This window comes from Hydrogenophaga sp. GW101-3F08, from assembly GCF_059424585.1.
In genome coordinates this window covers 221984-247575 of record NZ_JBWKZP010000004.1, presented here as the reverse complement: position 1 = coordinate 247575, position 25592 = coordinate 221984, and the positions used below count along the sequence as shown (strand labels likewise).

The window sequence follows — 25592 nt, the reverse complement described above, 5'->3', positions numbered from 1 at the left end:
CTGCGGGGCTGAGCGCCTTGGGAACGGCCCGGCGGCGCTCATGCGCCCAGCTCCCCGCGGTTCACGGCGTCCAGCGTGGCCCGCACGCCGTGCGTCTGCAGTGATCGCAGGGCGGAAAGCAGCGCGGCGGCCAGTGCCTGGTTGCCCGCCAGGTCGCCGAACACCGGCGCGTAGGACAGCATGGCCTGCACGGCTTCGATGCTCGCCCCCTGCCCCAGCGTGCGTTGGTACAGCGCCGTCAGGTCGGCGGCATGCGGGTCGTCGATGGCATAGGCGTTGCCCAGTTCGTCCACGCCGCGCAGGTAGTGCATCCACGCGGCCACGCCCAGTGCCATGCGGGGCACGGGCAGGCCCCGGGCCAGACGGTCGCGCACGGTGCCCAGCAGGCGCTGGGGCAGCTTCTGCGAGCCGTCCATGGCGATCTGCTGCGTGCGGTGCGCCAACGCCGGGTTGGCGTAGCGGGCCAGCAGGTTGGCGCGGTAGGCGGGCAGGTCCAGGCCGGGCAGGTCGGCCAGGGTCGGTTCGATCTCGTCGCGCATCAGCGCTTCGATGTGCTCGCGCAGCGGAGCCTGCGCGATGGCTTTGTCCACGGTCTGCCAGCCCGCCATCGCGCCCAGGTAGGCCAGGCTGGAGTGCGTGCCGTTGACCATGCGCAGCTTGAGGCGTTCAAAGGGTTCGGCGTCGGCCACGAAGCGCGCGCCGCCCAGCGTCCAGTCGGGGCGGTCGGCGGCGAAGTGGTCTTCCACCGCCCAGTCGAAGAAGGGTTCGCCCAGCACCGGCCAGCGGTCTTCGGCGCCCAGCGCCTGGGACACGGCGGCGCGGTCGGCGTCGGTGGTGCGGGGCACGATGCGGTCCACCATGGAGCAGGGAAAGCGGCATTCGGCGGCGATGCGCCGGGCCAGCGCCGGGTCCACCGCTTCGGCAAACCGCAGCACCGCGCCGCGCAGCACGCGGCCGTTGGCCGGCAGGTTGTCCAGCGACATCAGCGTGAGCGGCCCGCGGCCTTGCGCGAAGCGCCGCTGCAGCCCGAACACCAGCATGCCGATGGCCGAGCGCGGCGCTTGCGGGTGGGCCAGGTCGTTGGCGATGTCCGGGTGGTCCAGCCGCAGCGCGCCGGTGGCCGGGTCGTGGCAGTAGCCTTTTTCCGTCACCGTGAGGCTCACGATGCGGGTGTCTGCTGCGGCAATGGCTTCGAGCACGCCGGCCGGGTTCTCAGGCGCCACCAGCAGGGCGCGCACCGCACCGATCACCTGCAGCCGCTGGCGCGGCCGGCCTTGCGCATCGGCGTCGCGGATCGCCAGGGTGTACAGACCGTCCTGCGGTTGCAGCGCGTCGCGCGTGTCGGGCTGGCGCAGCGACACGCCAACGATGCCCCAGCGCAGGTCGCCTGCGGCGATGGCCGCTTCGGTGGCGGCGGCCATGTGGGCGCGCATGAAGGCGCCGATACCCAGGTGCACGATGCCGGTTTTCAGTGCCCTGCGGTCGTAGGCGGGGCGCGTCACGGCGGCCGGCAACGCGCCCACCGTGTGGTCGTTCAATCGGTTCATGTCCACCCTCACCAGTTGGTCAGCGTGCCGTCGTGCTGCAGGCGGTTCACCGGCAGGTAGGCGCGTTTGTAGGGGTACTTCGCGGCCAGCGCCTCGTCGATGGTCACGCCGTGACCGGGCGCTTCGCCAGGGTGCATGTAACCGTCCTTGAAGCTGTAGGCGTGGGGGAACACGGCGTCGGTCTCGTCGGTGTGGCGCATGTATTCCTGAATGCCGAAGTTGGGCACCCAGAGGTCGAAGTTGAGCGCCGCGCCCATGCACACCGGCGAGAGGTCGGTGGCGCCGTGCGAGCCGGTGCGCACCTGGTACAGCGCGGCCAGGTCGGCGATGCGGCGCAGGTGGGTGATGCCGCCCGCGTGGACCACCGTGGTGCGGATGTAGTCGATCAGCTGGTTCTGGATCAGGTCCTTGCAGTCCCAGATGGTGTTGAAGATCTCGCCCACGGCCAGCGGCGTGGTGGTGTGCTGGCGGATCAGGCGGAAGGACTCCTGGTTCTCGGCCGGCGTGGTGTCTTCCAGCCAGAACAGGCGGAAGGGCTCCAGGTCCTTGCCCAGGCGCGCAGCTTCAATCGGCGTGAGGCGGTGGTGGGCGTCGTGCAGCAGGTGGATGTCGGGGCCCACGGCGGCGCGCACCTTGTCGAACAGCTCTGGCGCGTGGCGCAGGTATTTTTCGGTGGACCAGTCGTGTTCGCTGGGCAGGTCGGCGTCGGCCGGTTCGTAGAACATGCTGCCGCGGCCCACGCCGTACACCTTCTCCAGGCCGGGCACGCCGCTCTGCGCGCGGATGGCCTTGTAGCCCATCTCCTTGTAGCGCAGCACCTCTTCCACGGTCTGCGTGATGTCCTTGCCGTTGGCGTGGCCGTAGACCATCACGCCGGTGCGGCTCTTGCCGCCCAGCAGCTGGTACAGCGGCATGTTGGCGGCTTTGGCCTTGATGTCCCACAGCGCCGTGTCCACGCCCGCGATGGCGCTCATGGTCACCGGGCCGCGGCGCCAGTAGGCGCCCTTGTAGAGGTATTGCCAGATGTCTTCGATCTGCTGCGGGTCGCGCCCGATCAGGCAGGGGATGACGTGGTCGGTGAGGTAGCTGGCCACGGCCAGCTCGCGGCCGTTGAGCGTGGCGTCGCCGATGCCGGTCAGGCCTTCATCGGTCTCGATCTTCAGGGTCACGAAGTTGCGGCTGGGTGCGCACACGATGACTTTGGCGGCGGTGATCTTCATGGTGTTGCTGTGTATGAGGGTTACATGACGGCGCCCAGCGCCCAGGGCACGAACTCGTTCTGGCCGTAGCCGTGTTGTTCGCTCTTGGTCTTGCGGCCCGAGGCGGCGGCCAGCATGTCCTGGAAGATGCGTTCGCCCAGTTGCTCCACGCTCTCGCTGCCGTCGATCACGGTGCCGCAGTTGATGTCCATGTCTTCTTCTTGCTTGGCCCACAGCGCGCTGTTGGTGGCCAGCTTGAGCGAAGGCGAGGGCGCGCAGCCGTAGGCCGAGCCGCGCCCGGTGGTGAAGCAGATGAGGTTGGCACCACCCGCCACCTGGCCGGTGGCCGACACCGGGTCGTAGCCCGGCGTGTCCATGTAGACAAAGCCTCGTGCCGTGATGGGCTGGGCGTATTCGTACACATCGACCAGGGGCGTGGTGCCGCCCTTGGCGATGGCACCGAGCGACTTCTCCAGGATGGTGGTCAGCCCGCCGGCCTTGTTGCCGGCCGAGGGGTTGTTGTCCATCTCGGCGTGGTGGCGCGTGCAGTAGTCGGTCCACCAGCGCAGGCGGGCTTCGAGCTTGTCGGCCACGGCTTGCGACACCGCACGTTGCAGCAGCAGGTGTTCGCCGCCATAGATTTCGGGCGTCTCGGACAGCACGGCCGTGCCGCCGTGGCGCACCACCAGGTCCACCGCCGCGCCCAGCGCCGGGTTGGCACTGATGCCGGAGTAGCCGTCGGACCCGCCGCACTGCAGGCCCACCACCAGGTGGCTGGCGGGCACGGGCTGGCGCTGCACGGCATTGGCCTCGGGCAGCAGGGCTCGCACCGCCTCGATGCCGCGCGCAACGCTCTTGGCGGTGCCGCCCGTGTCCTGGATGCTGAAGGTCACGAGCTTGGCGCCTTCGCGCAGGCCCTCCTGCGCCAGCAGGCCCTGGATCTGGTTGGTCTCGCAGCCAAGGCCCACGACGATGACGGCCGCGAAGTTGGCATGTCGCGCGTAGCCCGCCAGCGTGCGGCGCAGCACGTGCAGGCCCTCGCCTTCGCTGTCGGTGGCGCAGCCGACGCCGTGGGTCAGCGCCACGATGCCGTCCACGTGGGGGTAGGGCGCCAGCGCCTCGGGGTGGATGTCGCGGCGGAAGTGGTCGGCGATGGAACGCGCCACGGTGGCCGAGCAGTTCACGCTGGTCAGCACGCCGATGTAGTTGCGCGTGGCCACACGGCCATCGCTGCGCACTATGCCGTCGAACGTGGCCGGCGTGTCCACGTAGGCCACGGGCCGCACGTCGCCGCCCACCGTGTGGCCGCGGTCGAAGCGGCTGAAGGCCAGGTTGTGCGTGTGCACGTGCTGCCCGGGCGCAATGGCCTGGGTGGCGGTGCCGATGATCTGGTTGTAGCGCCGCACCGGCGCACCCGCCGCGATGGCGCGCACCGCGATCTTGTGGCCCGGCGGCACCAGGCCCGCGATGGTGATGCCTTCGGTCTCGATGCGCGTGCCGCCCAGCAGCTGTTGGCGGGCGATGACGACGTCGTCGTTCGGATGAATACGGATGACGGGATTCATTTCAGTTTTTCCAAGGTGCCGGAGTGCGCACCGCAACGCATGAGAAGGTTCAGCCCAGGGCACCGCCGGGCCGGCTTCGGCGGACGGCCAGTGCCGCCTCCTTGAGGGGGTCGCGCGAAGCGCGGCGGGGGTGTCATTTCAACAATCCCATTTGCTGCGGCAGCCACAGGGTGAGCTCCGGGATGTAGGTGATGGCGATCAGCGCCAGCATCAACGGCACCAGCCAGGGCAGGATGGCCATGGTGGTGCGCTCCACCGAGAGCTTGGAGATGCGCGCCAGCACAAACAGCACCATGCCCAGCGGTGGGTGCAGCAGCCCGACCATCAGGTTCAGCGTCATGATCAGACCGAACTGGACCGGGTCGATGCCCAGCTTGATCACGATGGGCAGCAGGATGGGCACCAGGATCGTGATGGCCGCGATGGTGTCGATGAAACAACCCACGAACAGGATCAGCAGATTGGCCAGCAGCAGGAACACCCACTTGTTGCTGGTGATGGACAAAATCCAGTCGGCCAGGGCCTGCGCGGCCTGCGTGGTGGTGAGCAGCCAGGCAAAGATGGACGCGGCGGTGACGATGAACAGCACGGAGGCCGTGGTCTCGATGGTCTCGAACGTGGCTTGTGCCAGCGTTCGCAGGGTCATGGAGCGGTAGCGCACCAGGCCCAGGAACAACGCCCAGATCACCGCCGCCACGGCAGCCTCGGTAGGCGTGAACCAGCCCATGGTCATGCCGCCGATCAGGATCACCGGCGCCATGAGGGCCAGCACGGCCGAGAAGTTGTAGCGCCAGTCCAGCGCCAGCAGTGCCACGAAGCCTGCCCCGGCGGCGAGGTTGACCGATGCACCGGCCTTGACAGCCAGCCACACCGCCATCGGGAAGGCCAGCACGACCAGGATCTCCAGCGCCGCGCCGCCCAGGCGACCCCAGTGGAAGGCCACGTCGCCGCCCCAGCCATTGCGGTGCGCGAAGTAGGCCACGGTGGCCATCATCAGACCGGTCATGAACAGCCCCGGCAGGATGCCTGCGACGAACAGTGCGCCGATGGAGACGTTGGCCATCATGCCGTAGATCACAAAGGGCAATGAAGGGGGAAAGATCGGACCCAGCGTGGCCGATGCGGCCGTCACACCCACCGCGAACTCGGTGGAATAGCCGTGTTCCTTCATGGCCTTGATCTCGATCGAGCCCAGGCCCGCCGCGTCGGCGATGGCCGTGCCCGACATGCCCGAGAAGATCACCGAGCCGACGATGTTGACCTGACCCAGACCGCCCTTCATCCAGCCCACCAGCGCGATGGCGAAGTTGTAGATGCGACCGGTGATGCCGGCGATGTTCATCAGGTTGCCGGCCAGGATGAAGAAGGGCACGGCCAGCAGCGGGAAAGATTCGATGCCGGCAATCATGCGCTGGGCCAGCACGATGTCGGGCACGCTGCCCGACACCAGGATGTAGATCAGCGAGCCACCGGCCATGGCCACGGCCACCGGCAGGCCGCAGAGCATCAGGCCCAGGAAGGAAAGAATCAGGATCAGCATGGTGGGGTTCCGTTCAGCCGGCCGAACCGTCAAAGAAGCCGGGGTTTTGCAGGGCCGAGAAGCCTCGGCGCCAGTTTTCCACCGCCACCTGTACAGCACGCAGGGCCATGAGGGCAAAGCCGGCAAACGCGAGCCAGTACACATGGCTCTTGTTCCAGTTGATGGTGGTCATGGGTTCGTTGTCCACGGCCAGCGCGTAGCGTGCAATCAGCCAGGCGCCATAGCTGTAGAAGGTGATGGCGGCGATGTCCACCGCCGTCGACAGGGCCCGGCCCACCGGGGTGGGCAGGTAGCGGTACAGCAGGTTGACCTGGATGTGCCGCATCCGCCGCACACACATGGACGCCCCAATGAACACCACCGGCATCAGGCAGTACACGGCCAGCTCCTCGGTCCAGGCGAACGAGTCGTTCAGCACGTAGCGGCTGAAGAACTGCAGGAACACCAGGCCGGCCATGGTCCAGAAGAAGCCGAGGCAGACCCAGTCTTCGATGCCGTAGCCCGAGAGGTTCACCGGGTGCTGGTCGGCCTCCGCGAAGCTGGCCACCAGCGCTTGCGCGCTGGATTCGACCGGGTGCGACTCTGCTGCACCACCCACATCGGGCAGAACGCTTTGAAGCGACATGCGATCCGCCTTACTTGACGGCCTGGATGCGATCCCAGTCGGCCTTCTGGTAGCCGAACTGCTCGAAGGCCACGTTCTTCAGCACGGTATCGCGGAACTCGCCGGTGTTCACCGCGGTCACGCTCACGCCCTTGCCGCGGAACACGGCGGCCAGTTCGGCCTCGCGCGCTGCCACTTCTTTCGATGCCTTGGCCGCGGCCTCCTGCGCCACCTCGGTGAACATCTTCTTGTCGGCGTCCGACAGCTTCTTCCACACCCCGCCGGCCACCACGGTGTTCAGATGGTCCACGATGTGGCCGGTGAGCACGATGTGCTTCTGCACTTCAAAGAACTTCTTGGCTTCGATGGTGGGCAGCGGGTTTTCTTGCGCTTCCACGGTGCCGTTCTGCAGCGCCAGGTAGACCTCGGCGAAGGCGATGGGCGAGGTGTTGGCACCGCAGGCGCGTGGCATGGCCAGGTAGGCCGGCACGTCGGGCACGCGCATCTTCAGGCCCTTCATGTCGGCGCATTTGGCGATGGGCCGGTTGCTCGTGGTGTGGCGGGTGCCGTAGTAGGTGGTGGCAATGATCTCGTTGCCGCTCTTCTGTTCGTAGCCCGCGGTCAGCTCCTTGTAGATGTCGCTCTTGGTGTAGGCCAGCAGGTGGTCCACGTCGCGGAAGGTGTAGGGGTAGTAGGTGACGCCGATGCGGGGGAAGGCCTTGGCCGCGAAGCTGGAGCCCGAGATGATGATGTCCACCGTGCCCAGGGAAAGGCCCTGGTTGATGTCGTTTTCCTTGCCCAGTTGCGAGGCGGGGTACACGTCCACCTGGAAGCGGCCAGCGCTGCGTTTCTTGATTTCTTCGGCCGCCCACACAGAGGCGGTGTGGAAAGGCTCGGAGGTCTCGTACACATGGGCCCACTTGAGTTTGGTCTGTGCCAAGGCGGGGGCGGCGACCACAAGGCTTGCTGCCAGGGCCAGGGTGATGCGTTGGAATGTCATGGTTTGTCTCCTGTCGTTGTGGATGCGGTGTCAGCCGGCCCCTAGCCAGGGATGAGCTGCACCTTGGTGCTGCGGCTGCGGTCCAAAGCCAAATCGAAAGCCGCCTTCGATTCGCTGATCGGGATCTGTGCGCTGATGAGCGGGCGCACGTCGGCGCGCCGGCTGCGGATGGCCTGAACGGCCCAGTCGAATTCCACGTCGGCCCGAAACGCACCCACGTAGTCCAGCTCGCGGGTCATGATGTCGTTGGCCGGGAACGGCAGCTCGGGCGGCAAGGTGCCGACCTGCACGATGCGGGCTCCGCGCCGCACGGCCGACAGGCAGCCGGCGAGCGCGGCCGGATGCCCCGCCGCCTCGATCGCCACATCCACTTGGCCTTGCCATGAGCGGGTGTCGGGCTGGGCCTCGTCGGCCCCCACCGTGAGCGCCATGTCGCGCGCGCGTTCGCTCGGGTCGCTGCACAGCACGCGGCCCGCGCCGGCCAGCCGCGCGGCGATCACCGACATGCAGCCGATGGTGCCGGCGCCCGTGACCAGCACCGTGGCGCCCAGCAAGGGGCCGGCGCGGCGCACCGCGTGCAGCCCCACCGACAGCGGCTCGGCGCAGGCGATCTCGCCCAGGCTCACGTCCTCAATCACCGCCGTGAGTTGCGTTTCGGCCACCACAAACTGCTCTCTGAACAGGCCTGGCAGGTGCGGAAAGATCGCGGCACTGCCCAGGAACACCATCTGTTCGCACAGGTTGCTGCGGCCCGCGCGGCAGGCCGGGCACGCGCCACAGGGATGGGCCGGGTTCACGGCCACCTTCTGCCCCACCCGCACCCGGGTGGCCCCGGCGCCAACGGCCTCGACCACACCCGAGGCTTCGTGGCCTGGCACGAAGGGTGCGCGGATGGCGAACGCGCCCGCGCGGCCGTGCTGGTAGTAGTGCAGGTCGGAGCCGCAGATGCCGCCCGCGCCCAGGCGCAGACGCACCTGGCCCGCGGCCGGTTCGACCGGCGGCAGCTCCTCGATGCTCAGTTGCAGCGGGCCGTGCAGGGTGCAGGCCAGGCTCACGAAGTGCTCCCATGGGCTTCGGCTTCGGCCGGTGCGGTCCAGCCTGCCGAGAAGCGTTCGTGGGAATGTTCCAGATGGCTGCTCATGGCCTTGCGGGCGGCTTGTGGGTCGTGGCGCTCGATCGCCTTGACCACGGCCCGGTGCTCGGCCACCGCCTGTCTCCAGGTGGTTTCGCGCTCGAAGTGGCTGCCCAGGCGCGCAAACAGCGGGCCGTTGCGTTCGTCGAACAACTGGGTGACGACGGCCAGCAAGGGGCTGTTGTCGCTGGCCTGGGCAATGCGCAGATGGAAGTTGCGGTCGCCGGTGATGGGCAGCGTGCGTGCGGCGATGTCGGCCTCCATCTCGCGCAGGGTTTCTTCCAGATCGGGCACCAGGGTGCTGTCTTCGCTGCGGGCGGCCACGGCGGCCAGTTCGCATTCGATCAACTGGCGCGCCCGGATGATTTCCAGCGGGCCGTGGGCGTTGTCCAGCCGCCGCACCGGCTCGCGGGCAATGACCACGATGCCCGAGCCCACACGCACCTCGATGAGCCCCTGGACTTCGAGCGCGATCAGCGCCTCCCGCACGGAAGGCCGCGACACCCCCATCTTCACGGCCAGGTCGCGTTCGGCCGGCAGGCGCGAGCCCACCGCGAATTCACCGCTCTGGATGAGGTGGCGCAGCTGATCGGCGATCTGGCGGTAGAGCCGGCGCGGCTCGATGGGCTGGAAGGGCATGGGCTTGATTTGGTAAATTGGTCAGACCAATTGACCGCAGTGTAGGCCGCGTCGGATCCAGGGTGTGCTGGGGTTTACCCGGATGAAGTCCCGGAAGGCGCGCGCCGGGATGGGCGGTCGCGGTGGACGACGCCAGGTGCTGACGCCTGGACGGGGGCGCAGAGGAGGCGAATGAGGCCGGTGGCCTCAGCGTGGCTCCGCCAGGGCTTTTCTGAGCCGCCCGGGCGCGACGCCATAGCACTGCTGAAAGTGCCTGATGAAGTGCGCGGCGTCGGAGAACCCACACTCGAACGCGATGTCGTTCACCGTCGAGTCGGTGGTGGTCAACAGCCAGCGGCCGTATTTCAAACGGGAGTTTCGGTAGAACTCCGAAGGCGATGCGCCGGTCTCGGCCAGGAAGACGCGCTCCAGCTGGCGGGTGCTGGCGTCCACCAGCCTGGCGATGACGCCAATTTCCAGTGGGGTGGACAGGTTCTTCTCCATCAGCACGATGGCCTGGCGCAGTTTCTCGTTGTCCACCGACGCATAGCCCAGGGCGTGTCGGCGGGCAATGTGCGACGAGGAGGACCGTTGTGACACGGTCATCTGGTGCGCGACCTTGGCGGCGCGATCCGGCCCGCAGTGGATGCGGATCAGTTCGGCCGCCAGTTCAATGATCGACACGCCTCCCGCGCAACTGATGCGGTTGCCGTCGAACACGTGGTCGCAGTTGGTGGTGAAGCGTTCCTTGGGGAACATCCGCTTCCAGTCGTCGACGTGGAAGGGGTGCACGCAGGCCAGCTTGCCTTTCATGAGCCCGAGGCCGGCCAGTGCGAAGGTGCCGGTGCAGATGCCGATGAGGGGTGTGCCCGCGTCATCGACCTGGCGCAGGAAGTCCAGGTACTGGGGTTCAACGCTGTCCATGAACGGCAGCAGGCCCCCTATGACGGCGATGTAGTCGAACTTCTTGCCGGGCCGAAGCGCTTCCTGAACCGGAATCTCCACACCCGAGCTGGCGGTGATGCTGGTGCCGGGAAGGCCCAACACGCTCCACGAACAGCGCACCTGCCGGCTTTGGTCGCCCACGTCCGCGGCATGGCGGAGCGCGTCGCACAAACCCGCCAGTGAAAGCAGTGGAAAGCGCGGCCACAGAAGGATGCCAATGCGCAGTTCCACGGCGCCGTCCTGGGCGTTCCGGCCGGTCGCCACGTCCAGCCGGTCGACCAGATGGCCACCCGCCCCCTCGCCGACATCATTGGTGCCGGGCGTCGGCGTGGTGTGTCCTGGCTTGCTGGGTCGGTTGGCCATTCTGGCTAGGGGTTTTCCATGCATGTCGCATACGTTCAATTTAACAGCGGTCCCCTGCAACAGCAAAAACAGGGTGCAAACCGATGATCCGTTTCACGCCCCTTCGGCGTTTCTTCCCCCACTTTTCGTCAACCTTTTTCCTGGAGTCGATATGAAGCGCTCGTTTCTGGTGCGCGCCATGTGCGCAGTTTTTGGTGCCGCGGCTTTCATGCCGCTGGCCTTCGCTCAACCGTCTCCTCAAACGATCGAGAAGGGGTTGTTCACCATTGCCTTCACCGGTGACATGCCGGGAACGGGCTACCAGGACGGCAGCATGGTCGGTTACGACGGCGAGATCCTGCAGCGGGTGGCCGACGCGCTCAAGCTCAAGGTCAAGCCGGCGCTGATGGAGTGGTCGGGCACGATCGCCTCGGTGCAAGCCAAGCGCGTGGACGTGATGGCCGGCACCATGGGCTGGACCGAGCAGCGCTCGAAGATCATGACGCTCTCCGACCCGATCCACTACTTCAAGAACGGGATCATGCAGTCGTCCAAGACGAACTGGTCCACCCTGAAGGACCTGGAAGGCAAGAAGGTCGGCACCATCACCGGCTTCTCCTTCATCCCCGAGCTGCGCAAGATCAATGGCCTGCAACTGAGCCAGTACGACACCTCGGACGCCGCCGTGCGCGACCTGCTGGCTGGCCGCATCGACGCCGTGATTGGCGATCCGCCGGTGGTGCAGTACGCCATCTCCCGCAATGCGCAGTGGAACCTGCGCTTCAACGCGTTCACCGACAACAACCCCGACTTTCCGCTGCTGACCGGTCTGGGCCAAGTGGTGTTTGGCATGAACAAGGACAACCCCGAGTTGGCCGCTGCGGTGAACGCCGAGATCGCCAAGCTGTGGCAGACGTGCGAGCTCAAGAAGATCGGCGCGCGCTACGGCCTGGTGCAGGACGTCTGGTACGTGCCCGCGGGCAAGAACTTCCGCGCAGGGGTTGACCGCCCGGCCAACTGGACACTGCCGGGCTGCAAGTGATGCCGAAGGACCGCGCCACACGTGGCAGCGGTCCTTTGTCGTCGTCGATTTTCCGACCCAACCCGTACCCACCATGAAACAGCACCTATTGCGTGTCGATGGGCTCCAGAAGAGCTACGGCGCGCTTGACGTCCTCAAGGGCATTTCCCTGGATCTGCAGAAGGGCGAGACCCTGTCCTTGATCGGGCCGAGCGGCTCCGGCAAGTCCACCTGCCTGCGGTGCATCAACTTCCTGGAGCGGCCCTCGGGCGGCGCCATCTTTCTGGAGGACGAGCGCATCGGGCAATTGCCCGACGGACGCGGCGGGCTGCGCCTGATGTCGGACCGTGAACTGGCTCCGCAGCGCGCCGAGATCGGCATGGTGTTCCAGGGCTTCTACCTGTGGCCGCACTTGAACGTGCGCGACAACGTGGCGCTCGGGCCGATTCGGGCCGGCGGCATGGCGCGGGCCGAGGCCCACGAAATGGCCGAGGAGATGCTGGACAAGGTGCACCTGCGCCACAAGGCCGATGAATTCCCGGAGCGGCTGTCGGGCGGTCAACAGCAGCGGGTGGCCATCGCCCGGGCGCTGGCGCAGCGGCCCAAGCTGATCCTGTTCGATGAACCCACGTCCGCGCTGGACCCCGAGCTGGTGGGCGAGGTGCTGGGGGTGATCCGCGAGCTGGCGGAAGAGGGCCGTTCCATGATCCTGGTGACCCACGAGATCCGGTTTGCGCGCGACGTGGCGGACCGCGTGATCTTCATGGACCAGGGGCACATCGTTGAGCAGGGCAGCGCCGCCGAGGTCATTGACACGCCGCGCGCAGACCGCACGCGCAGCTTCCTGGGGCAGGTCGGCGCGGGCGCCGGCCATCTGGCATGACGACGGCCATGGGGACCTTTGCTGGCATTGTCGCCACCCTGGCGACGGGCGCGGTCACCGCACTCCAGGTGGCCATAGGCGCTTTCGTGATCGCCAGCGTGCTGGGGTTTTTCCTGGCGGTGGTGCGGGTCTTCTCGCACAACCGGCTGGTGCAACTGGGCCTGGCGGCCTACGTCGAGTGGATGCGCAACGTGCCGGCGCTGGCGCATCTGTTTCTCCTGTATTTCGGCCTGGCCACGGTCGGTGTGCGCCTGTCGCCGCTGCTCGCGGCCGTGATCGGGCTGGGCCTGGTCGGCGCTGCGGTGCTGTGTGACGTGTTTGCCGCCGGGCTGAAGTCGCTGCATGTGGGGCAGCGTGAAGCGGCGCTGGCCGCCGGCCTGACGCCGGGCCAGACGCTGCGCTTCGTGCTCGCGCCGCAGATGTTTCGCACGACGTTCCCGTCGTTGGCGAACTACACCATCGCGCTGATCAAGGACACCTCGATCGCCTCGGCCATTGCCGCGCCCGAGATCATGTTCTATGCGCGAAATCTGGTGACATCGACTTTCGAAACCACGCTGATCTATCTGGCGGCCATGTTGTTGTACGCGGCCATGGTGCTGCCCGTGGCCTGGGGTTTCAAACGGGTCGAACTGACCATGGAGAAGGCACGATGACCGCGTTTTTCCTGACCTACCTGGAGTACCTGCCCGACTGGGGCCCGCGGCTGGTGGACGGTGCCATCGTGACGGCCCGCCTCTCGTTGGTGGGTTTCGCGTTGGCCCTGTGTCTGGGGGCGCTCCTGGTGGCCATGCAGCGCAGCGGATCCGGCCTGTTGGCGGCGCTGGCCAATGCCTACGTGCAGTTCGTTCGAACGGTTCCCTTGCTGGCGCTGTTGCTGGCCCTGTACTTCGCACTCCCCTCGTTGGGGGTGACGCTCTCGGGCTATTGGGCCGGCGCGCTGGGCCTGGGCCTGCATGGTTCGGCCTATGTGGCCGAGATCCTTCGCGGCGGCCTGACGGCCATCCACCGGGGCCAGCGGGAGGCCGCGCTGGGCGTGGGACTGTCGCCGTGGCAGGTGTTTGCCCACGTGGTGTTTCCCCAGGCGTTGCGCATCATGCTGCCGCCCTTGCTCAACACCTACGTGGCCTTGTTGAAAGACAGTTCCCTGTGCGCGCTCATCGCCACCGACGAACTCATGCTGGCGGCCCGGGCCATTTCCAGTGAGTCCTTTCTTCCGCTGCACATCTTCCTGCTGGTGGGTCTGTTTTATTTCGGGATCGCGTTTCCGCTGTCGATGCTCTCGCGTCTGCTGGAACGGCGGTTGAACCGTGGTCGACGTGTCTTGGGGGTGGCATGAGCGTTGTTCATCTGAATCCCGCTTTTTCCTCCATCGAAGAGGCGATGCAAGCCCTGGATGCGGGTGAGCTCACCAGCGTGGAGCTGGTGGATCAGCAACTCGATCGCATCCAGCGGCTGGACCACAAGCTGCACGCCTTTGTCGATGTCTATGCCGAAGAAGCGCGCGAGACCGCGCAGGCCATGGACCGCCTGCGCCGGGCCGGCATTCGCCTCGGCCCCTTGCACGGCGTCACCGTGGCGGTGAAGGACCTGTTCGACATCCAGGGCAAGCCCATCACGGGTGGCTCGGTGGCCCTGCCAGCCCGGATATCCACCACCACGGCCACGGTGGTGGAGCGCTTGCGCAGCGCGGGCGCCATCGTGATCGGAAAGACCCACACGGTGGAATACGCCTTTGGGGGATGGGGCACGAACGAGGTCATGGGCACGCCCTGGAATCCCTGGGACATGCAGACGCACCGGATTCCCGGAGGGTCCAGCAGCGGATCGGCGGTGGCCGTGGCCGCTGGCCTGGCTTGCGCGGCCATCGGTACCGACACCGGTGGCTCGGTGCGCATACCGGCCGGGCTGTGCGGCCTGGTGGGGCTGAAAACCACACACGGGCTGATCAGTCGACACGGCTTGATCGAGCTGTGCCCGACCCATGACACGGTGGGGCCCCTGGCGCGCAGCGTGCGGGATGGCGCCATCTTGCTGGACGTGATGGCCGGTGCCGATCCGCTGGACCCCGTGTCGCACCAGTCACCGGTTCGTCGTGTCCTGGATGGCGTGGATGCGATGCCGCGCGGTGCCCGGCTCTGGGTCCTGCCCGAGCAGGAAAGGGAGGGGGTGGAAGCGGCGGTACTGGCCGCATACGACGAGGCCCTGGCCACGCTCAAGGGTCTGGGCATGCAACTGGTTGAAAAGGCGCTTCCCCAGCGTTGCGCCGACTCCATGCGCATCGCCGGCCAGCTGATGAGCGCTGAGGGGTACGACCACCTCGGGGCGCTGTTTGAACGCTCCGACCTGAGGTTCGACACCAACATCCGGCGGCGCATCCTGCTGGGGCGCGACACGGCCGCCGGTGAGTACCTGCACCTGCTGCGCGCGCGCGATGCCGCACGCAACGACATGCTGGCGGCCATGGACGGCATCGAGGCCTGTGTGTTTCCCACCAACGCCATCTCGGCCATTCCGGTGGCCGACGTGGACGAACTGGCCACGCCCCTGTCGCGCTTCGGGCGGTTCGTCAATCTCATGAATCTGTGTTCTCTGGCCGTGCCGGCGGGTCTTTCCCCCGAGGGCATGCCCATCTCCATTCAGTTCATCGGGCGCCCCTGGGACGAGCCGCTGGTGTTTCGCCTGGGTCACGCCTTCGAGCAGGCCACACCGTGGCACCGGCTGCGGCCCTCTGGCATCGACTAGGAAAGGGGAACGCCATGGACCTGTTGCTGCGCCTGTCAAGGCAATGCTTGTTGACCGCATGGCTGCTGGGCTCATCGCTGGCCACATGGGCCGCGGATGCCTTGCCCTCGCCACAGGACAGCCCGGCATTGGCTCGCATGGCCCACAGCGGTCGCATCCGGGTGGGGTACATACCCACGCCCGGTACGTTCGCCTTCCAGGATGCGCAGGGTCAGACCGTGGGCTATTCGATCGACATCTGCCGACGGGTGATCGACAAGCTGCGCCAACGGCTGGGTCGCCCCGACCTGACGCCCGAGTTCCTGCCCATCAAGGCATCGGATCGCATCCCGATGCTCAAGTCCGGAGCGATCGACCTGGAGTGTGGGGGCAACACCAACACCATGGCCCGCCAGAAGGATGTGGATTTTTCCCACACCTTTTTCAACACCGGCCTTCGACTGCTCGCCAGGAAGACACTGAGGATCAACAGGGTCAATGACCTCGCACGCAAGCGTGTTGCGGTCACCGGTGGAACCACAGCGGAAGAACGCTTCAAAAAGATGCAGATGGAGGTGGGCGTCCTGATGGTCACGGTCGGGTCGGACGCCGAGGGGTTGAAGTTGCTGGAGGACGGAACGGTCGACGCGTACGCGCAGGACGACGTGCTGCTCTATGGGCTGATGGCCACGTCCAGGCTCAAGGACCTGCTCGCGGTCACGGGCCCGTTCATGACGGTGGAGCCCTACGCCTTCATGTTGCCCAAGGGAGATGCCTCGCTGAGGGAGGTGGTTGATCGCACCTTGTTGGACCTGATGCGTTCGGGGGAACTGCTGTCCATCTACCGGAAGTGGTTCGACGGTGAACGCCTGCGCATCCCCATGAGCATCTACATGAAAGAGAACATCCGGTTCCCCAACAAATACGGCATTCCCTAACGTGGCCTTCCTGCCCGCTCACCTCCGTTGAACCATGCAACCACTCTTCATCCATGACACCGACGTCGCCAGGCTCCTTGACTACGGGAGCGTGATCGACGTGCTGGACCAGGCCTACCAGGATTTCGGGGCCGGACGGGCCAGCGTGCACCCACGAACCCGCAGCGAATGTGCCGACGCTCGGCTCAGTTCGATGGGAGGCATCTGGACCGGCCGCAACGTGGCGGCGGTCAAGGTGTATCCCACACTGGCCGGTCGGTTCAGCTTCCTCGTCAACCTGTTTGATCTCGATAGCAACAGGGCTCTCGCCGTGCTGGAGGGCAACGAGCTCACCCGCTTTCGAACGGCCGCCCAGACGGCCCTGATCGCGAGCAAGGTGGTGCCGGCGGGCGCGAGCAAGCTGGCGCTGTTTGGCGCTGGCGTGCAGGGCCGTGCCCAGGCCGCCGCCTTGTGCGGCGTGTTTCCGTTTCAGGAGATTGCCGTGGTCGATCCACAGGGTAACGAGGACTGGTGCAGACAGTTCGCGCTCAGCACCGGTGCCAGCGTCTACGCCTGTTCAGCGGAAGAGGCTGTGCGGGGCGCCGACGTTGTGGTGACCGCCACGCGCTCGACGGAGCCGGTCTTTTTGGGGCATTGGCTGAAGTCGCGGGCCTTTGTGGCCGCGGTCGGCATCAGTTCTCCCAAGGGCCGCGAGCTGGACGACGCCACGCTGGATCGGGCGGAGCGTGTGATCGTGGAGTGGTTGCCTCAGAGCATGGAGGAAGCTGGCGACATCGTTCTCTGGAACGCGGCGAAAGCCACGAAACTGGACAAAACGCTGGACCTGCCCATGCTGTATGGTGGCAAGGCGCCGTGGCCGGATTCCGGCTCGGGCATCACGGTGTTCAAGTCCGTGGGCACGGGCCTGGCGGACACCGCTTGCGCCTACCTGGCGTACCAGCGCGCGTCTCCATCCGGCCTGGTGGGCGAATGGCGGGAGGCCGTTGCATGAAGGTCTGTGTTGTCGGCGCCGGCATCGTGGGCTGTGCCACCGCTTACCAGCTTGCTCTGCAGGGGTGCGAGGTCCATCTGGTTGACAGCGAACGGGGGCCGGGGCGTGGCACCAGTTTTGCGAACGGTGCCCAGCTCAGCTACAGCTATGTCGAGCCGCTGGCCTCTCCCGCGACCCTGCTGGGGCTTCCCTCCATGTTGTTGTCGCGCGACTCGCCGCTGCGCTTTCGCTTGCGACTGGACGCGCGCCAGTGGTGGTGGTGCCTGAAGTTCCTGGGCGCCTGCAACGCCCGGCAATCGCGCCAGGGCACCCGGGAGTTGCTCATGCTGGCCCAGCTCAGCCGCGCCACCCTGGAGGCGTGGATGCATCGGGAGGCTTGGCAGTTTTCTTTTCAGCGCAACGGCAAGCTCGTGCTGTGTCCGGACGCCGACACGTTGCAGCGGCAAGCGGCGCAGGTGCGGTTCCAGTCTGATTTGGGGTGCCAGCAGGCCGTGTTGAGCCCGCAGGCCTGCGTGGACAAGGAACCCGCGCTGGGTGGGTATCTGGGGCGGTTTTCGGGTGGGGTCTGGACGGCCGACGAATGTGTGGGCGATCCGCATGCCCTGAGCCTTCAGATGACGGAGAGCCTGCTGCGCCTGGGCGGGCAGGTGCACTTTGAGACGGCGGTGACGGGTTTTTCCGTCAAGGGCGGCCGGATCGTTGCGGCACAGACGCCCGGCGGCGCGCTCGATGCGGACGTGTTTGTGATCGCCAACGGTGCAGCGGCCCCAAAGCTGGCCGCGTCGGTCAAGGTGTCGCTGCCGATCTGTCCGATCAAGGGCTACAGCATCACCCTGCCGATTCGTTCGACAGAGAAGGCGCCATCGGTCAGCGTCACCGATCTCGGGCGAAAGACGGTTTTTGCGCCACTGGGAGGGCGCCTTCGGGTGGCGGCCATGGCCGAGGTGGTCGGGCACGACCTGTCCATTCCCCCTTCCCGCATCCAGCAGATGGTGAAGGCGGCGGACACGCTGTTCCCCGGTGCCTGCGAGTTCCATGAAACCCAGCCATGGGCGGGCCTGCGCCCGGCAACCCCCACCGCCGTGCCAGTCATCGGGCAGATGGGGCCGGCCAATCTCTACGTCAACGCGGGCCACGGCGCCTTGGGGTTCACGCTGGCTGCGGGCAGTGCCGTGGTGCTGGGTCGGCAGATCATGAGCCATTGGCCCCTGCGGGAATCCATGGAGCGGATCACCGAAACCAGCACCGAATGCGGCGCCCCGTCCTGATGGTCGGGGCTGAGAAGCAGCTCAGCGCCGGATGCGGTGCCCGGTCTTGAACACCCACCACACCACGGCGAGGCAGGCGAGCATGAACAGCAGCGTCATGCCGGTGCTGACGCCGATGTGCACGTCGGCCGCGCCGTAGAAGGCCCAGCGCAGGCCGCTGATGAGGTAGACCACCGGGTTGAACAGCGAGACCGTCTGCCAGGGTTCGGGCAGCATGTTGATGCTGTAGAACGCGCCGCCCAGGAAGGTCAGCGGGGTGATGACGAGCAGCGGGATCACCTGTAGCTTCTGGAAGCTGTCGGCCCACAGGCCGATGATGAAACCGAACAGGCAGAAGGTGACGGCGGTGAGGATCAGGAAACCCACCATCCACACCGGGTGCGCGATGTCGTAGGGCACGAAGACGCGCGCGGTGGCCAGGATCAGCAGGCCGAGCATGAGGCTCTTGCTGGCCGCCGCGCCCACGTAGCCGAGCAGCACCTCCACCCAGCTCACGGGCGCGCTCAGCAGCTCGTAGATGGTGCCGGACCACTTGGGCATGTAGATGCCGAAGGAGGCGTTGGAAATGCTCTCGCTCAGCAGCGAGAGCATGAGCAGGCCGGGGATGATGAAGGCGCCGTAGCTCACGCCGTCGATGTCGCCCATGCGCGAGCCGATGGCCGAACCGAAGACGATGAAGTACAGCGAGGTGGACAGCACCGGCGCCACGATGCTCTGGCCCAGCGTGCGAAAGGTGCGCGCCATTTCAAAGTGGAAGATGGCGCGCACGCCGTGCAGGTTGATGCGGTTCATGCGTAGGCTTTCTGGGTGTCGCCCTGGTGGCGGGCGTTCGGCTGGTGCACCAGGCTCACGAAGATGTCTTCGAGCGAACTTTCGCTGGAATGCAGGTCCTTGAAGTCGATGCCGTGCTCGTTCAGGGCGCGCAGCAGGGCGGCGATGCCGGTGTCTTCCTGCTGGGTGTCGAAGGTGTAGGTGAGGGCGTGGCCGTCCGCGGCCAGGCTCAGCGGCCAGCGGCCAAGGGCCTCGGGCAGTTGCTGCATGGGCTGCTGCAGCGTCAACGTGAGCTGCTTCTTGCCGAGCTTGCGCATGAGCACGTCTTTTTCTTCCACCACGATGAGTTCGCCCTGGCTGATGACGCCGATGCGGTCGGCCATGTCTTCGGCCTCTTCGATGTAGTGCGTGGTGAGGATGATGGTGGTGCCCGCTTCGCGCAGCGCGCGCACCATGCGCCACATCTCGTGCCGCAGCTCCACGTCCACGCCCGCGCTGGGTTCGTCCAGAAACAGGATCTTGGGCTCGTGCGACAGCGCCTTGGCGATCAGCACGCGGCGCTTCATACCGCCTGAGAGCGCCATGATCTTGGTGTCCTTCTTGTCCCACAGCGAGAGGTCTTTCAGCACCTTTTCGATGTAGGCGGGATTGGGCGCCTTGCCGAACAGGCCGCGGCTGAAGCTCACCGTGGCCCACACGGTCTCGAACGCGTCGGTGTGCAGCTCCTGCGGCACCAGGCCGATGGCGCTGCGGGCGGCGCGGTAGTCGCGCACGGTGTCAAACCCGTCGGCCGTCACCGTGCCCTCGCTGGCATTGACCATGCCGCAGACGATGCTGATGAGCGTGGTCTTGCCGGCCCCGTTGGGGCCGAGCAGGGCAAAGATTTCGCCGCGCCGGATGTCGAGGTCCACGCGCTTGAGCGCCTGGAAGCCGCCGGCGTAGGTCTTGCTCAGGCCGCGCACGCTGATGATGGCGTCGGCGGAGGCGGCCGCTACAGGAGATGGGTTCATGGTGTGCTGGCGTTGTGTGCTGCGCTGCCGCGCGGGATGGGGCCAACCGTGGCGGGGTGGTGGCGGCAGCTGTCGGGGAACTGCACTTTATACCGGCATGGCAACGGCCTTGCAGCGCCGGGGGTTGAGTTGGCCCATGGGCGCGCTGGCGCCGGTGGGGCCATTTGCCGCCCGCTGCGCGGCTGCGGGCCGCAGCCCCGACAATGCGGCGCAGGCCGCCGGGCAAGGCCGTGCCCCTGCGGCCAGGCAACGCTGGCGCGGACAGGCCCGGCCCGGACAAACGACACACGAGGAGACGCTGTATGGTGGTGGAAGGCGGGGGCGGCGATCTGTTGCCGGTGGTGATGTTGCTGGGGGCGGCCGTGGTGGCCGTTCCCCTGTTCAAGCGGCTGGGGCTGGGCTCGGTGCTGGGCTATCTGGCCGCAGGCCTGGCCATCGGGCCGTTCGGCCTGGGCTGGTTCAGCAACCCGCAGACCATCCTGCACACCGCCGAGCTCGGCGTGGTGATGTTCCTCTTCATCATCGGCCTGGAGATGCGGCCTTCGCACCTGTGGAGTTTGCGGCGCGCGATCTTCGGCCTGGGCAGCCTGCAGGTGGTGGTCTGCGGCGCGCTGCTGACGCTGGTGGGCATTGCTTTCGGTTTCTCATGGACGGTGTCCTTCGTCAGCGCCATGGGCTTCGTGCTCACCTCCACCGCCATCGTGATGCAACTGCTCGGCGAGCGCGGCGATGTGGCCGCACCGCGCGGGCAGAAGATCGTGGCCGTGCTGCTGTTCGAAGACCTGTTGATCGTGCCGCTGCTGGCGCTGGTGGCCTTTCTGGCGCCCCACGCCGCGGGCGAGGCCGCGCCGGTCGGCTCGCGCTGGGCCACGGTGGGCCTGGCCGCGGGCGCGGTGGGGGTGCTGGTGGCGGCGGGGCTGTGGCTGCTCAACCCGCTGTTTCGCGTGCTGGCCAACGCCAGGGCGCGCGAGGTGATGACCGCGGCCGCCCTGCTGGTGGTGCTGGGCGCGGCGCTGTTGATGCAGCTCGGCGGCCTGTCCATGGCCATGGGCGCGTTTCTGGCGGGCGTGCTGCTGTCGGAGTCCACCTTCCGCCACCAGCTGGAGGCCGACGTCGAGCCGTTTCGGGGGCTGTTGCTTGGCCTGTTCTTTCTCGGGGTGGGCATGTCGCTGGACCTGGCGGTGGTGGCGCGCAACGGGGGCTTGATCGTGGCCGGCGTGCTCTCGCTGATGGCCGTCAAGGCCTTGTGCATCTACGGCGTGGCGCGGCTGGCGAAGAGCTCGCACGTCGACGCGCTGGACCGCGCGGTGCTGATGGCCCAGGGTGGCGAGTTCGCCTTCGTGCTGTTCGCGGCGGCACTGGCCGCGGGCGTGATCGACCCGGTGGTGAACGCCAACATGACGGCCATCGTCGTGCTGTCGATGGCGCTGACGCCGCTGAGCGTGCTGCTGCACAAGCGTTTCGCGTCGCGCGCCGAGGTGTCGATGGAGGGTGTGGAAGCGGTGCGCGAGCGCAGCGCCAATGTGTTGATCATCGGCTTTGGCCGCGTGGGCCAGATCGCCAGCCAGGGCGTGCTGGCGCGGGGCGCCACGCTCACCATCATCGACAACGACACGCAGACGATCCGCGACGTCGAGGCCTACGGTTTCAAGGTCTACTACGGCGACGGCAGCCGCGCGGAGGTGTTGCGCGCGGCCGGCGCGCAGGATGCCTGCGCCATCGTGGTCTGCATCGACGACAAGGCCGCCGCGACGCGCATCGCCGAGATCGCCAAGCTGGCCTGCCCGCAGGCGCGCGTGCTCGTGCGCGCCTTCGACCGCGAGCACGCGGTGGAACTGGCCAAGGCCGGGGCCGACGTCTTCGTGCGCGAGACCTTCGAGTCGTCCATGGTGCTGGGCCGCGAGGCCGTGCTGGCCACCGGCGCGAGCGAGGACGAGGCCGACGAGGTCATGGAGCGCGTGCGCCGCCGCGACGCCGAACGCTTCGATCTGGAAGTGGCCGGCGGCCTGTTCGCCGGCCGAGCGCTGGTCCTGGGTAACGTGGCGAAACGCAACGCCCGGCACGAGGAAGAACAGGCCGCCGCCGGCCCATCATGAAACGGTTCAACTCAGGAAGGTCGCATGAGCGTTCTCCGGAGCGCAGTGCCCAAGCCCAGAACGCGGTGGAACCGGCTCCGCCGGGCCACTCGCGTTGCCCCCTGGGGGGTGACGCGAAGCGGCGCGGGGGGGCTTTCAAGCAAACCGCGCACGCAAGTGCCACTCGCCGGGCGCGATGTCGTTGGCGATGGCGCGCCGCGTGGCGTCGTCGATGCCGGGGTCGTCCAGCGCGTACAGGCCGCACAGGCGCAGCGCCTGGCGCACGTCGATGCGGCGGCCCAGGTACTCGTAGACCACGCGCGCGCAGCAGGGCATGCGCTCGCCGCTGCCCGACACGCCCAGGCGCAGGCCGGTCAGGCGCGTGACGCGGTTCTTGTACGAGGGGAACAGGATGGTCTGCGTCATCTCCAGGCCGGTCAGCGTTTCGTAGTCGCACAGGAAGATGCGGTCGGTCAGCAGGTGCACCAGGCCCAGGTACAGGCCATGGTAGGCCTTGTCGTGCGGGTCTTCGGCCAGGCGCTCGGTGCGCTGGTAGACCACGCGGTCCTCGTGCCGCTCGAACGCCACCAGCGTGCGCAGCACCTGGCCGGGGTAGGCCATGGAGAGGTAGGTCTCGAAGTAATAGCCCAGGAAGCGGTCGAGCCCGGCGGAGCCGATGGCCTTGAGGTGCGCCAGGTGCGGGGCCTCGGGCGTGGTGCTGGCCTCGCTGGCCGGGCGGCGCGGCCGCACCTGCACCAGGCGCTCGAACTGCGCGCTGGGCAGCAGGATCTCGTGCGCTTCCACGCCGAAGAATTCGCACAGGCGGCGCAGGGTGTGGCCACCGGGGCGGAAGCGTCCGCTGAGGTAGCGGTTGAACTGGGGGCGGTTGATCTCCAGGCGCCGACACACGTCGGCGATCGAGGGGTAGTAGCCGCACAGCAGCCGCAGGTTGCGGGCGAAGTCTTCGTTCATGGGTTGCCGGTGAAAGATCGGGTTGGCGCACTCTGGCGCACATTTTGCTCCATTGAGCGCCAGACTGCGGCATTGCCGCGAATCCCCACCGGCGGTGCGTTCGCCCACAGTCGGGAACCCCACCACACAAACACACTGTTCGAGGCCGCCACGGCGGTCCGAACAGGCCGAACCCTGAACGGAGTCCCTTCATGACCGCGGATGCCCGTCCGAATCAACGCGTCCTCGTGCTCTACACCGGCGGCACGGTGGGCATGGAGCCCTCGCCCGAGGGCTACCGGCCCATGCCCGACTTCGCCGGGCGCCTGCGCGAGACGCTGCAGCGCAGCGCCGGCGACGAACTGCCCGAGCTGGACGTGGTGGCGCTGGAGCGCCCCATCGACAGCGCCAACCTCAGCCCGCTGCACTGGCAGCGCATGGCCGAGCCGCTGCTGGCGAACTGGGACGCGTACACCGGCTTCGTGCTGCTGCACGGCACCGACACCATGGCCTGGAGCGCGTCGGCCCTGTCCTTCATCCTGCAGGGCACGGACAAGCCGGTCATCTTCACCGGCTCGCAGATTCCGCTGCTGCAGCCACGCAGCGACGCGCCCGCGCACCTGCAGGCCGCGCTGCAGCTGGCCGCGCACCACCGGGTGCCCGAGGTGGGGCTGTGTTTTGGCCGCCACCTCTGGCGCGGCAACCGCAGCAGCAAGATCGCCAGCCAGGCGCTGGACGCGTTCGGTTCGCCCAACTACCCACCGCTGGCCGATCTGGCCATCGAGCTGCAGGTGCACACCGAGCGCCTGCTGCGCGCCCCGGCGCAGCAGCGCTTCATCGTGCCCGCGTTCGACCCCCAGGCCGTGGCGGTGCTCAACCTTTACCCCGGCATCAGCGGCCATGTGGTGGACGCGCTGCTGGGCTGTGCCCACGTGCGCGGCCTGGTGCTGCGCAGCTATGGCGTGGGCAACGCCCCCGAGGCCGACCGCTCCTTCATGCAGGCGCTGGAGCGCGCCAGCCAGCGCGGCGTGGTGCTGCTCAACACCACACTGTGCGCCACCGGCCCGGTGGTGCAGGGCGCCTACGCCACGGGCTCGGCGCTCACGCAGGCGGGCGTGGTGCCCGGCGCCGACATGACGCTGGAGGCCGCCTTCGCCAAGCTGCACGTGTTGCTGGGCACCGAGACCGACCCCGACCGGGTGCGCGAGCGCCTGGTCCAGCCGCTGTGTGGGGAACTGACGACACCCGCCTGAACGACAGACGGTGAAGGCCTGGGCTAGGCGGAATGACTGTTATTTTGTACAGTACTCATTTCCACTTCTGCCGCCCATGCCCGACATCCTCATCCCCCTGCACGCCCTCAAAGGGCGCGGCGTGGCCCACCGCCAGCCGCACCGCTTCGAGCGCGACGCGCGCGCCGCGTTCGACGATGGCTGGGGCACGCTGGACGAGGCCCTCGCCCGGGGTGAGGAAGCCGCTGCGCCGGCCACCCAGGTGAGCTGGGAAACCGCGAAAAGCGCCATCACCCGCAACGACTCGCCCGACATCGGCTTCAACCAGGGCCTCAACCCCTACCGGGGCTGCGAGCACGGCTGCATCTACTGCTACGCCCGGCCCACCCACAGCTACCTGAACCTCTCGCCCGGGCTCGACTTCGAGACCCGGCTGGTCGCCAAGCGCAACATCGCCGAGGTGTTGCGCGGCGAGCTGCTGCGACCGGCCTACGTGCCCGAGCTGCTGGTCATCGGCACCGTGACCGACGCCTACCAGCCCATCGAGCGCGATCTGCGCCTCACGCGCGCCGTGCTCGAGGTGCTGCGCACCGCGCGCCACCCGCTGGCCCTGGTGACCAAGGGCAGCGGCGTCGAGCGCGACCTGGACCTGCTCGCGCCCATGGGCGCGCAAGGGCTGGCGGCGGTGTACGTGACCATCACCACGCTGGACTCGAAGCTCGCCCGCATTCTGGAGCCGCGCGCGGCCGCGCCGCACCGGCGCCTGCGCACCATCCGCACGCTGGCCGAGGCGGGCGTGCCGGTGGGCGTGAGCGTGTCGCCCCAGATTCCCTTCATCAACGACGACATGGAGCAGGTGCTCGAAGCCGCTTTTGAAGCGGGCGCGCGCCGCGCCTTCTACCAGGTGCTGCGCCTGCCCTGGGAGCTGAGCGACATGTTCCGCCAGTGGCTGGAGCTGCACTACCCGGACCGCGCCGCGCGCGTGATGGCGCGCGTGCAGGACATGCGCGGCGGCAAGGACTACGACGCCGACTACGCCACCCGCATGAAGGGCCAGGGCATCTGGGCCGACCTGCTGCGCCAGCGCTTCGTGAAGGCCTGCGACCGGCTCGGCTTCAACCGCGAGCGCGAGGCGCTGGACACGGGCCAGTTCCGGCCGGCGGCGCTGCGCGGGCAGGGCGATCTGTTTTGAGCGCAGAGGCGCGGTTGCGTTGAAGCCTTGAAAACCGCGCGGGC

General features: G+C 67.5%; 23 protein-coding genes. 11 read left to right on the top strand and 12 right to left on the bottom strand.

Annotated features, from left to right (window positions below):
- Positions 1–38 precede the first annotated feature (38 nt).
- From AC07YZ_RS13305 to AC07YZ_RS13265, 9 genes are all read right to left on the bottom strand, one after another.
- Positions 39–1547, bottom strand: coding sequence for a mannitol dehydrogenase family protein (locus AC07YZ_RS13305; RefSeq protein ID WP_494795084.1), 1509 nt, complete (start codon positions 1545–1547; stop codon positions 39–41).
- A gap of 8 nt (positions 1548–1555) precedes the next feature.
- Positions 1556–2767: a D-mannonate dehydratase ManD gene (manD, locus tag AC07YZ_RS13300; RefSeq protein ID WP_494795083.1), complete on the bottom strand. Its 1212-nt coding sequence runs from the start codon at positions 2765–2767 to the stop codon at positions 1556–1558.
- Between the two features lie 20 nt (positions 2768–2787).
- Positions 2788–4311, bottom strand: coding sequence for a UxaA family hydrolase (locus AC07YZ_RS13295; protein ID WP_494795082.1), 1524 nt, complete (start codon positions 4309–4311; stop codon positions 2788–2790).
- Positions 4312–4444: 133 nt separating this feature from the next.
- Positions 4445–5851, bottom strand: a complete 1407-nt coding sequence (locus AC07YZ_RS13290; protein ID WP_494795081.1) for a TRAP transporter large permease — start codon at positions 5849–5851, stop codon at positions 4445–4447.
- 13 nt (positions 5852–5864) lie between these two features.
- Positions 5865–6476 (bottom strand): TRAP transporter small permease, encoded by a 612-nt coding sequence (locus AC07YZ_RS13285; protein WP_226491997.1) that lies wholly within the window; start codon positions 6474–6476, stop codon positions 5865–5867.
- 10 nt (positions 6477–6486) lie between these two features.
- Positions 6487–7455 (bottom strand): sialic acid TRAP transporter substrate-binding protein SiaP, encoded by a 969-nt coding sequence (locus AC07YZ_RS13280; RefSeq protein WP_494795080.1) that lies wholly within the window; start codon positions 7453–7455, stop codon positions 6487–6489.
- Between the two features lie 41 nt (positions 7456–7496).
- Positions 7497–8510 carry an L-idonate 5-dehydrogenase gene (locus AC07YZ_RS13275; RefSeq protein WP_494795079.1) on the bottom strand — a complete coding sequence of 338 codons (1014 nt, stop codon included), beginning with the start codon at positions 8508–8510 and terminating at the stop codon, positions 7497–7499.
- On the bottom strand, positions 8507–9226 hold the full coding sequence (locus AC07YZ_RS13270) for a FadR/GntR family transcriptional regulator (protein WP_226491999.1): 720 nt from the start codon (positions 9224–9226) through the stop codon (positions 8507–8509). The genes AC07YZ_RS13275 and AC07YZ_RS13270 overlap by 4 nt, the downstream gene beginning before the upstream one ends.
- Positions 9227–9412: 186 nt before the next feature.
- Positions 9413–10513 carry a GlxA family transcriptional regulator gene (locus tag AC07YZ_RS13265; protein WP_494795078.1) on the bottom strand — a complete coding sequence of 367 codons (1101 nt, stop codon included), beginning with the start codon at positions 10511–10513 and terminating at the stop codon, positions 9413–9415.
- A gap of 151 nt (positions 10514–10664) precedes the next feature.
- On the opposite strand from AC07YZ_RS13265, the gene AC07YZ_RS13260 reads away from it, so the two are divergent.
- The 8 genes from AC07YZ_RS13260 to AC07YZ_RS13225 all read left to right on the top strand — a co-directional run bounded on the left by AC07YZ_RS13260 (position 10665) and on the right by AC07YZ_RS13225 (position 18317).
- Positions 10665–11534 carry an ABC transporter substrate-binding protein gene (locus AC07YZ_RS13260; RefSeq protein ID WP_226492001.1) on the top strand — a complete coding sequence of 290 codons (870 nt, stop codon included), beginning with the start codon at positions 10665–10667 and terminating at the stop codon, positions 11532–11534.
- A 73-nt stretch (positions 11535–11607) separates the two neighbouring features.
- Positions 11608–12396: an amino acid ABC transporter ATP-binding protein gene (locus tag AC07YZ_RS13255; RefSeq protein ID WP_494795077.1), complete on the top strand. Its 789-nt coding sequence runs from the start codon at positions 11608–11610 to the stop codon at positions 12394–12396.
- Between the two features lie 8 nt (positions 12397–12404).
- Complete coding sequence (locus AC07YZ_RS13250; protein WP_494795076.1) at positions 12405–13052, top strand: amino acid ABC transporter permease; 648 nt, start codon at positions 12405–12407, stop codon at positions 13050–13052.
- Positions 13049–13735 carry an amino acid ABC transporter permease gene (locus AC07YZ_RS13245; protein WP_494795075.1) on the top strand — a complete coding sequence of 229 codons (687 nt, stop codon included), beginning with the start codon at positions 13049–13051 and terminating at the stop codon, positions 13733–13735. The genes AC07YZ_RS13250 and AC07YZ_RS13245 overlap by 4 nt, the downstream gene beginning before the upstream one ends.
- Positions 13732–15141 (top strand): amidase, encoded by a 1410-nt coding sequence (locus AC07YZ_RS13240; RefSeq protein WP_494795074.1) that lies wholly within the window; start codon positions 13732–13734, stop codon positions 15139–15141. Before AC07YZ_RS13245 ends, AC07YZ_RS13240 begins: the two co-directional genes overlap by 4 nt.
- 14 nt (positions 15142–15155) lie before the next feature.
- A complete protein-coding gene (locus AC07YZ_RS13235; RefSeq protein WP_494795073.1) occupies positions 15156–16058 on the top strand; it encodes an amino acid ABC transporter substrate-binding protein in 903 nt (300 codons plus the stop codon).
- Positions 16059–16092: 34 nt separating this feature from the next.
- Positions 16093–17049: an ornithine cyclodeaminase family protein gene (locus AC07YZ_RS13230; RefSeq protein ID WP_494795072.1), complete on the top strand. Its 957-nt coding sequence runs from the start codon at positions 16093–16095 to the stop codon at positions 17047–17049.
- Positions 17046–18317 carry a D-amino acid dehydrogenase gene (locus AC07YZ_RS13225; RefSeq protein ID WP_494795071.1) on the top strand — a complete coding sequence of 424 codons (1272 nt, stop codon included), beginning with the start codon at positions 17046–17048 and terminating at the stop codon, positions 18315–18317. The genes AC07YZ_RS13230 and AC07YZ_RS13225 overlap by 4 nt, the downstream gene beginning before the upstream one ends.
- A gap of 21 nt (positions 18318–18338) precedes the next feature.
- Here the strand turns inward: AC07YZ_RS13225 and AC07YZ_RS13220 are convergent, their stop codons facing one another.
- Positions 18339–19109 (bottom strand): ABC transporter permease, encoded by a 771-nt coding sequence (locus AC07YZ_RS13220; RefSeq protein WP_264181832.1) that lies wholly within the window; start codon positions 19107–19109, stop codon positions 18339–18341.
- Complete coding sequence (locus tag AC07YZ_RS13215; protein WP_226492009.1) at positions 19106–20098, bottom strand: ABC transporter ATP-binding protein; 993 nt, start codon at positions 20096–20098, stop codon at positions 19106–19108. The genes AC07YZ_RS13220 and AC07YZ_RS13215 overlap by 4 nt, the downstream gene beginning before the upstream one ends.
- Positions 20099–20400: 302 nt before the next feature.
- On the opposite strand from AC07YZ_RS13215, the gene AC07YZ_RS13210 reads away from it, so the two are divergent.
- Positions 20401–22194 (top strand): monovalent cation:proton antiporter-2 (CPA2) family protein, encoded by a 1794-nt coding sequence (locus AC07YZ_RS13210; RefSeq protein ID WP_494795070.1) that lies wholly within the window; start codon positions 20401–20403, stop codon positions 22192–22194.
- Between the two features lie 135 nt (positions 22195–22329).
- On the opposite strand, the gene AC07YZ_RS13205 is transcribed toward AC07YZ_RS13210, so the two are convergent.
- A complete protein-coding gene (locus tag AC07YZ_RS13205) occupies positions 22330–23145 on the bottom strand; it encodes a helix-turn-helix domain-containing protein (RefSeq protein ID WP_226492011.1) in 816 nt (271 codons plus the stop codon).
- A gap of 191 nt (positions 23146–23336) precedes the next feature.
- Between AC07YZ_RS13205 and AC07YZ_RS13200 the strand changes: the two genes are divergently transcribed.
- Positions 23337–24377, top strand: a complete 1041-nt coding sequence (locus AC07YZ_RS13200; RefSeq protein ID WP_494795069.1) for a type I asparaginase — start codon at positions 23337–23339, stop codon at positions 24375–24377.
- 76 nt (positions 24378–24453) lie between these two features.
- On the top strand, positions 24454–25548 hold the full coding sequence (locus AC07YZ_RS13195) for a PA0069 family radical SAM protein (RefSeq protein WP_494795068.1): 1095 nt from the start codon (positions 24454–24456) through the stop codon (positions 25546–25548).
- Positions 25549–25592 lie beyond the last annotated feature (44 nt).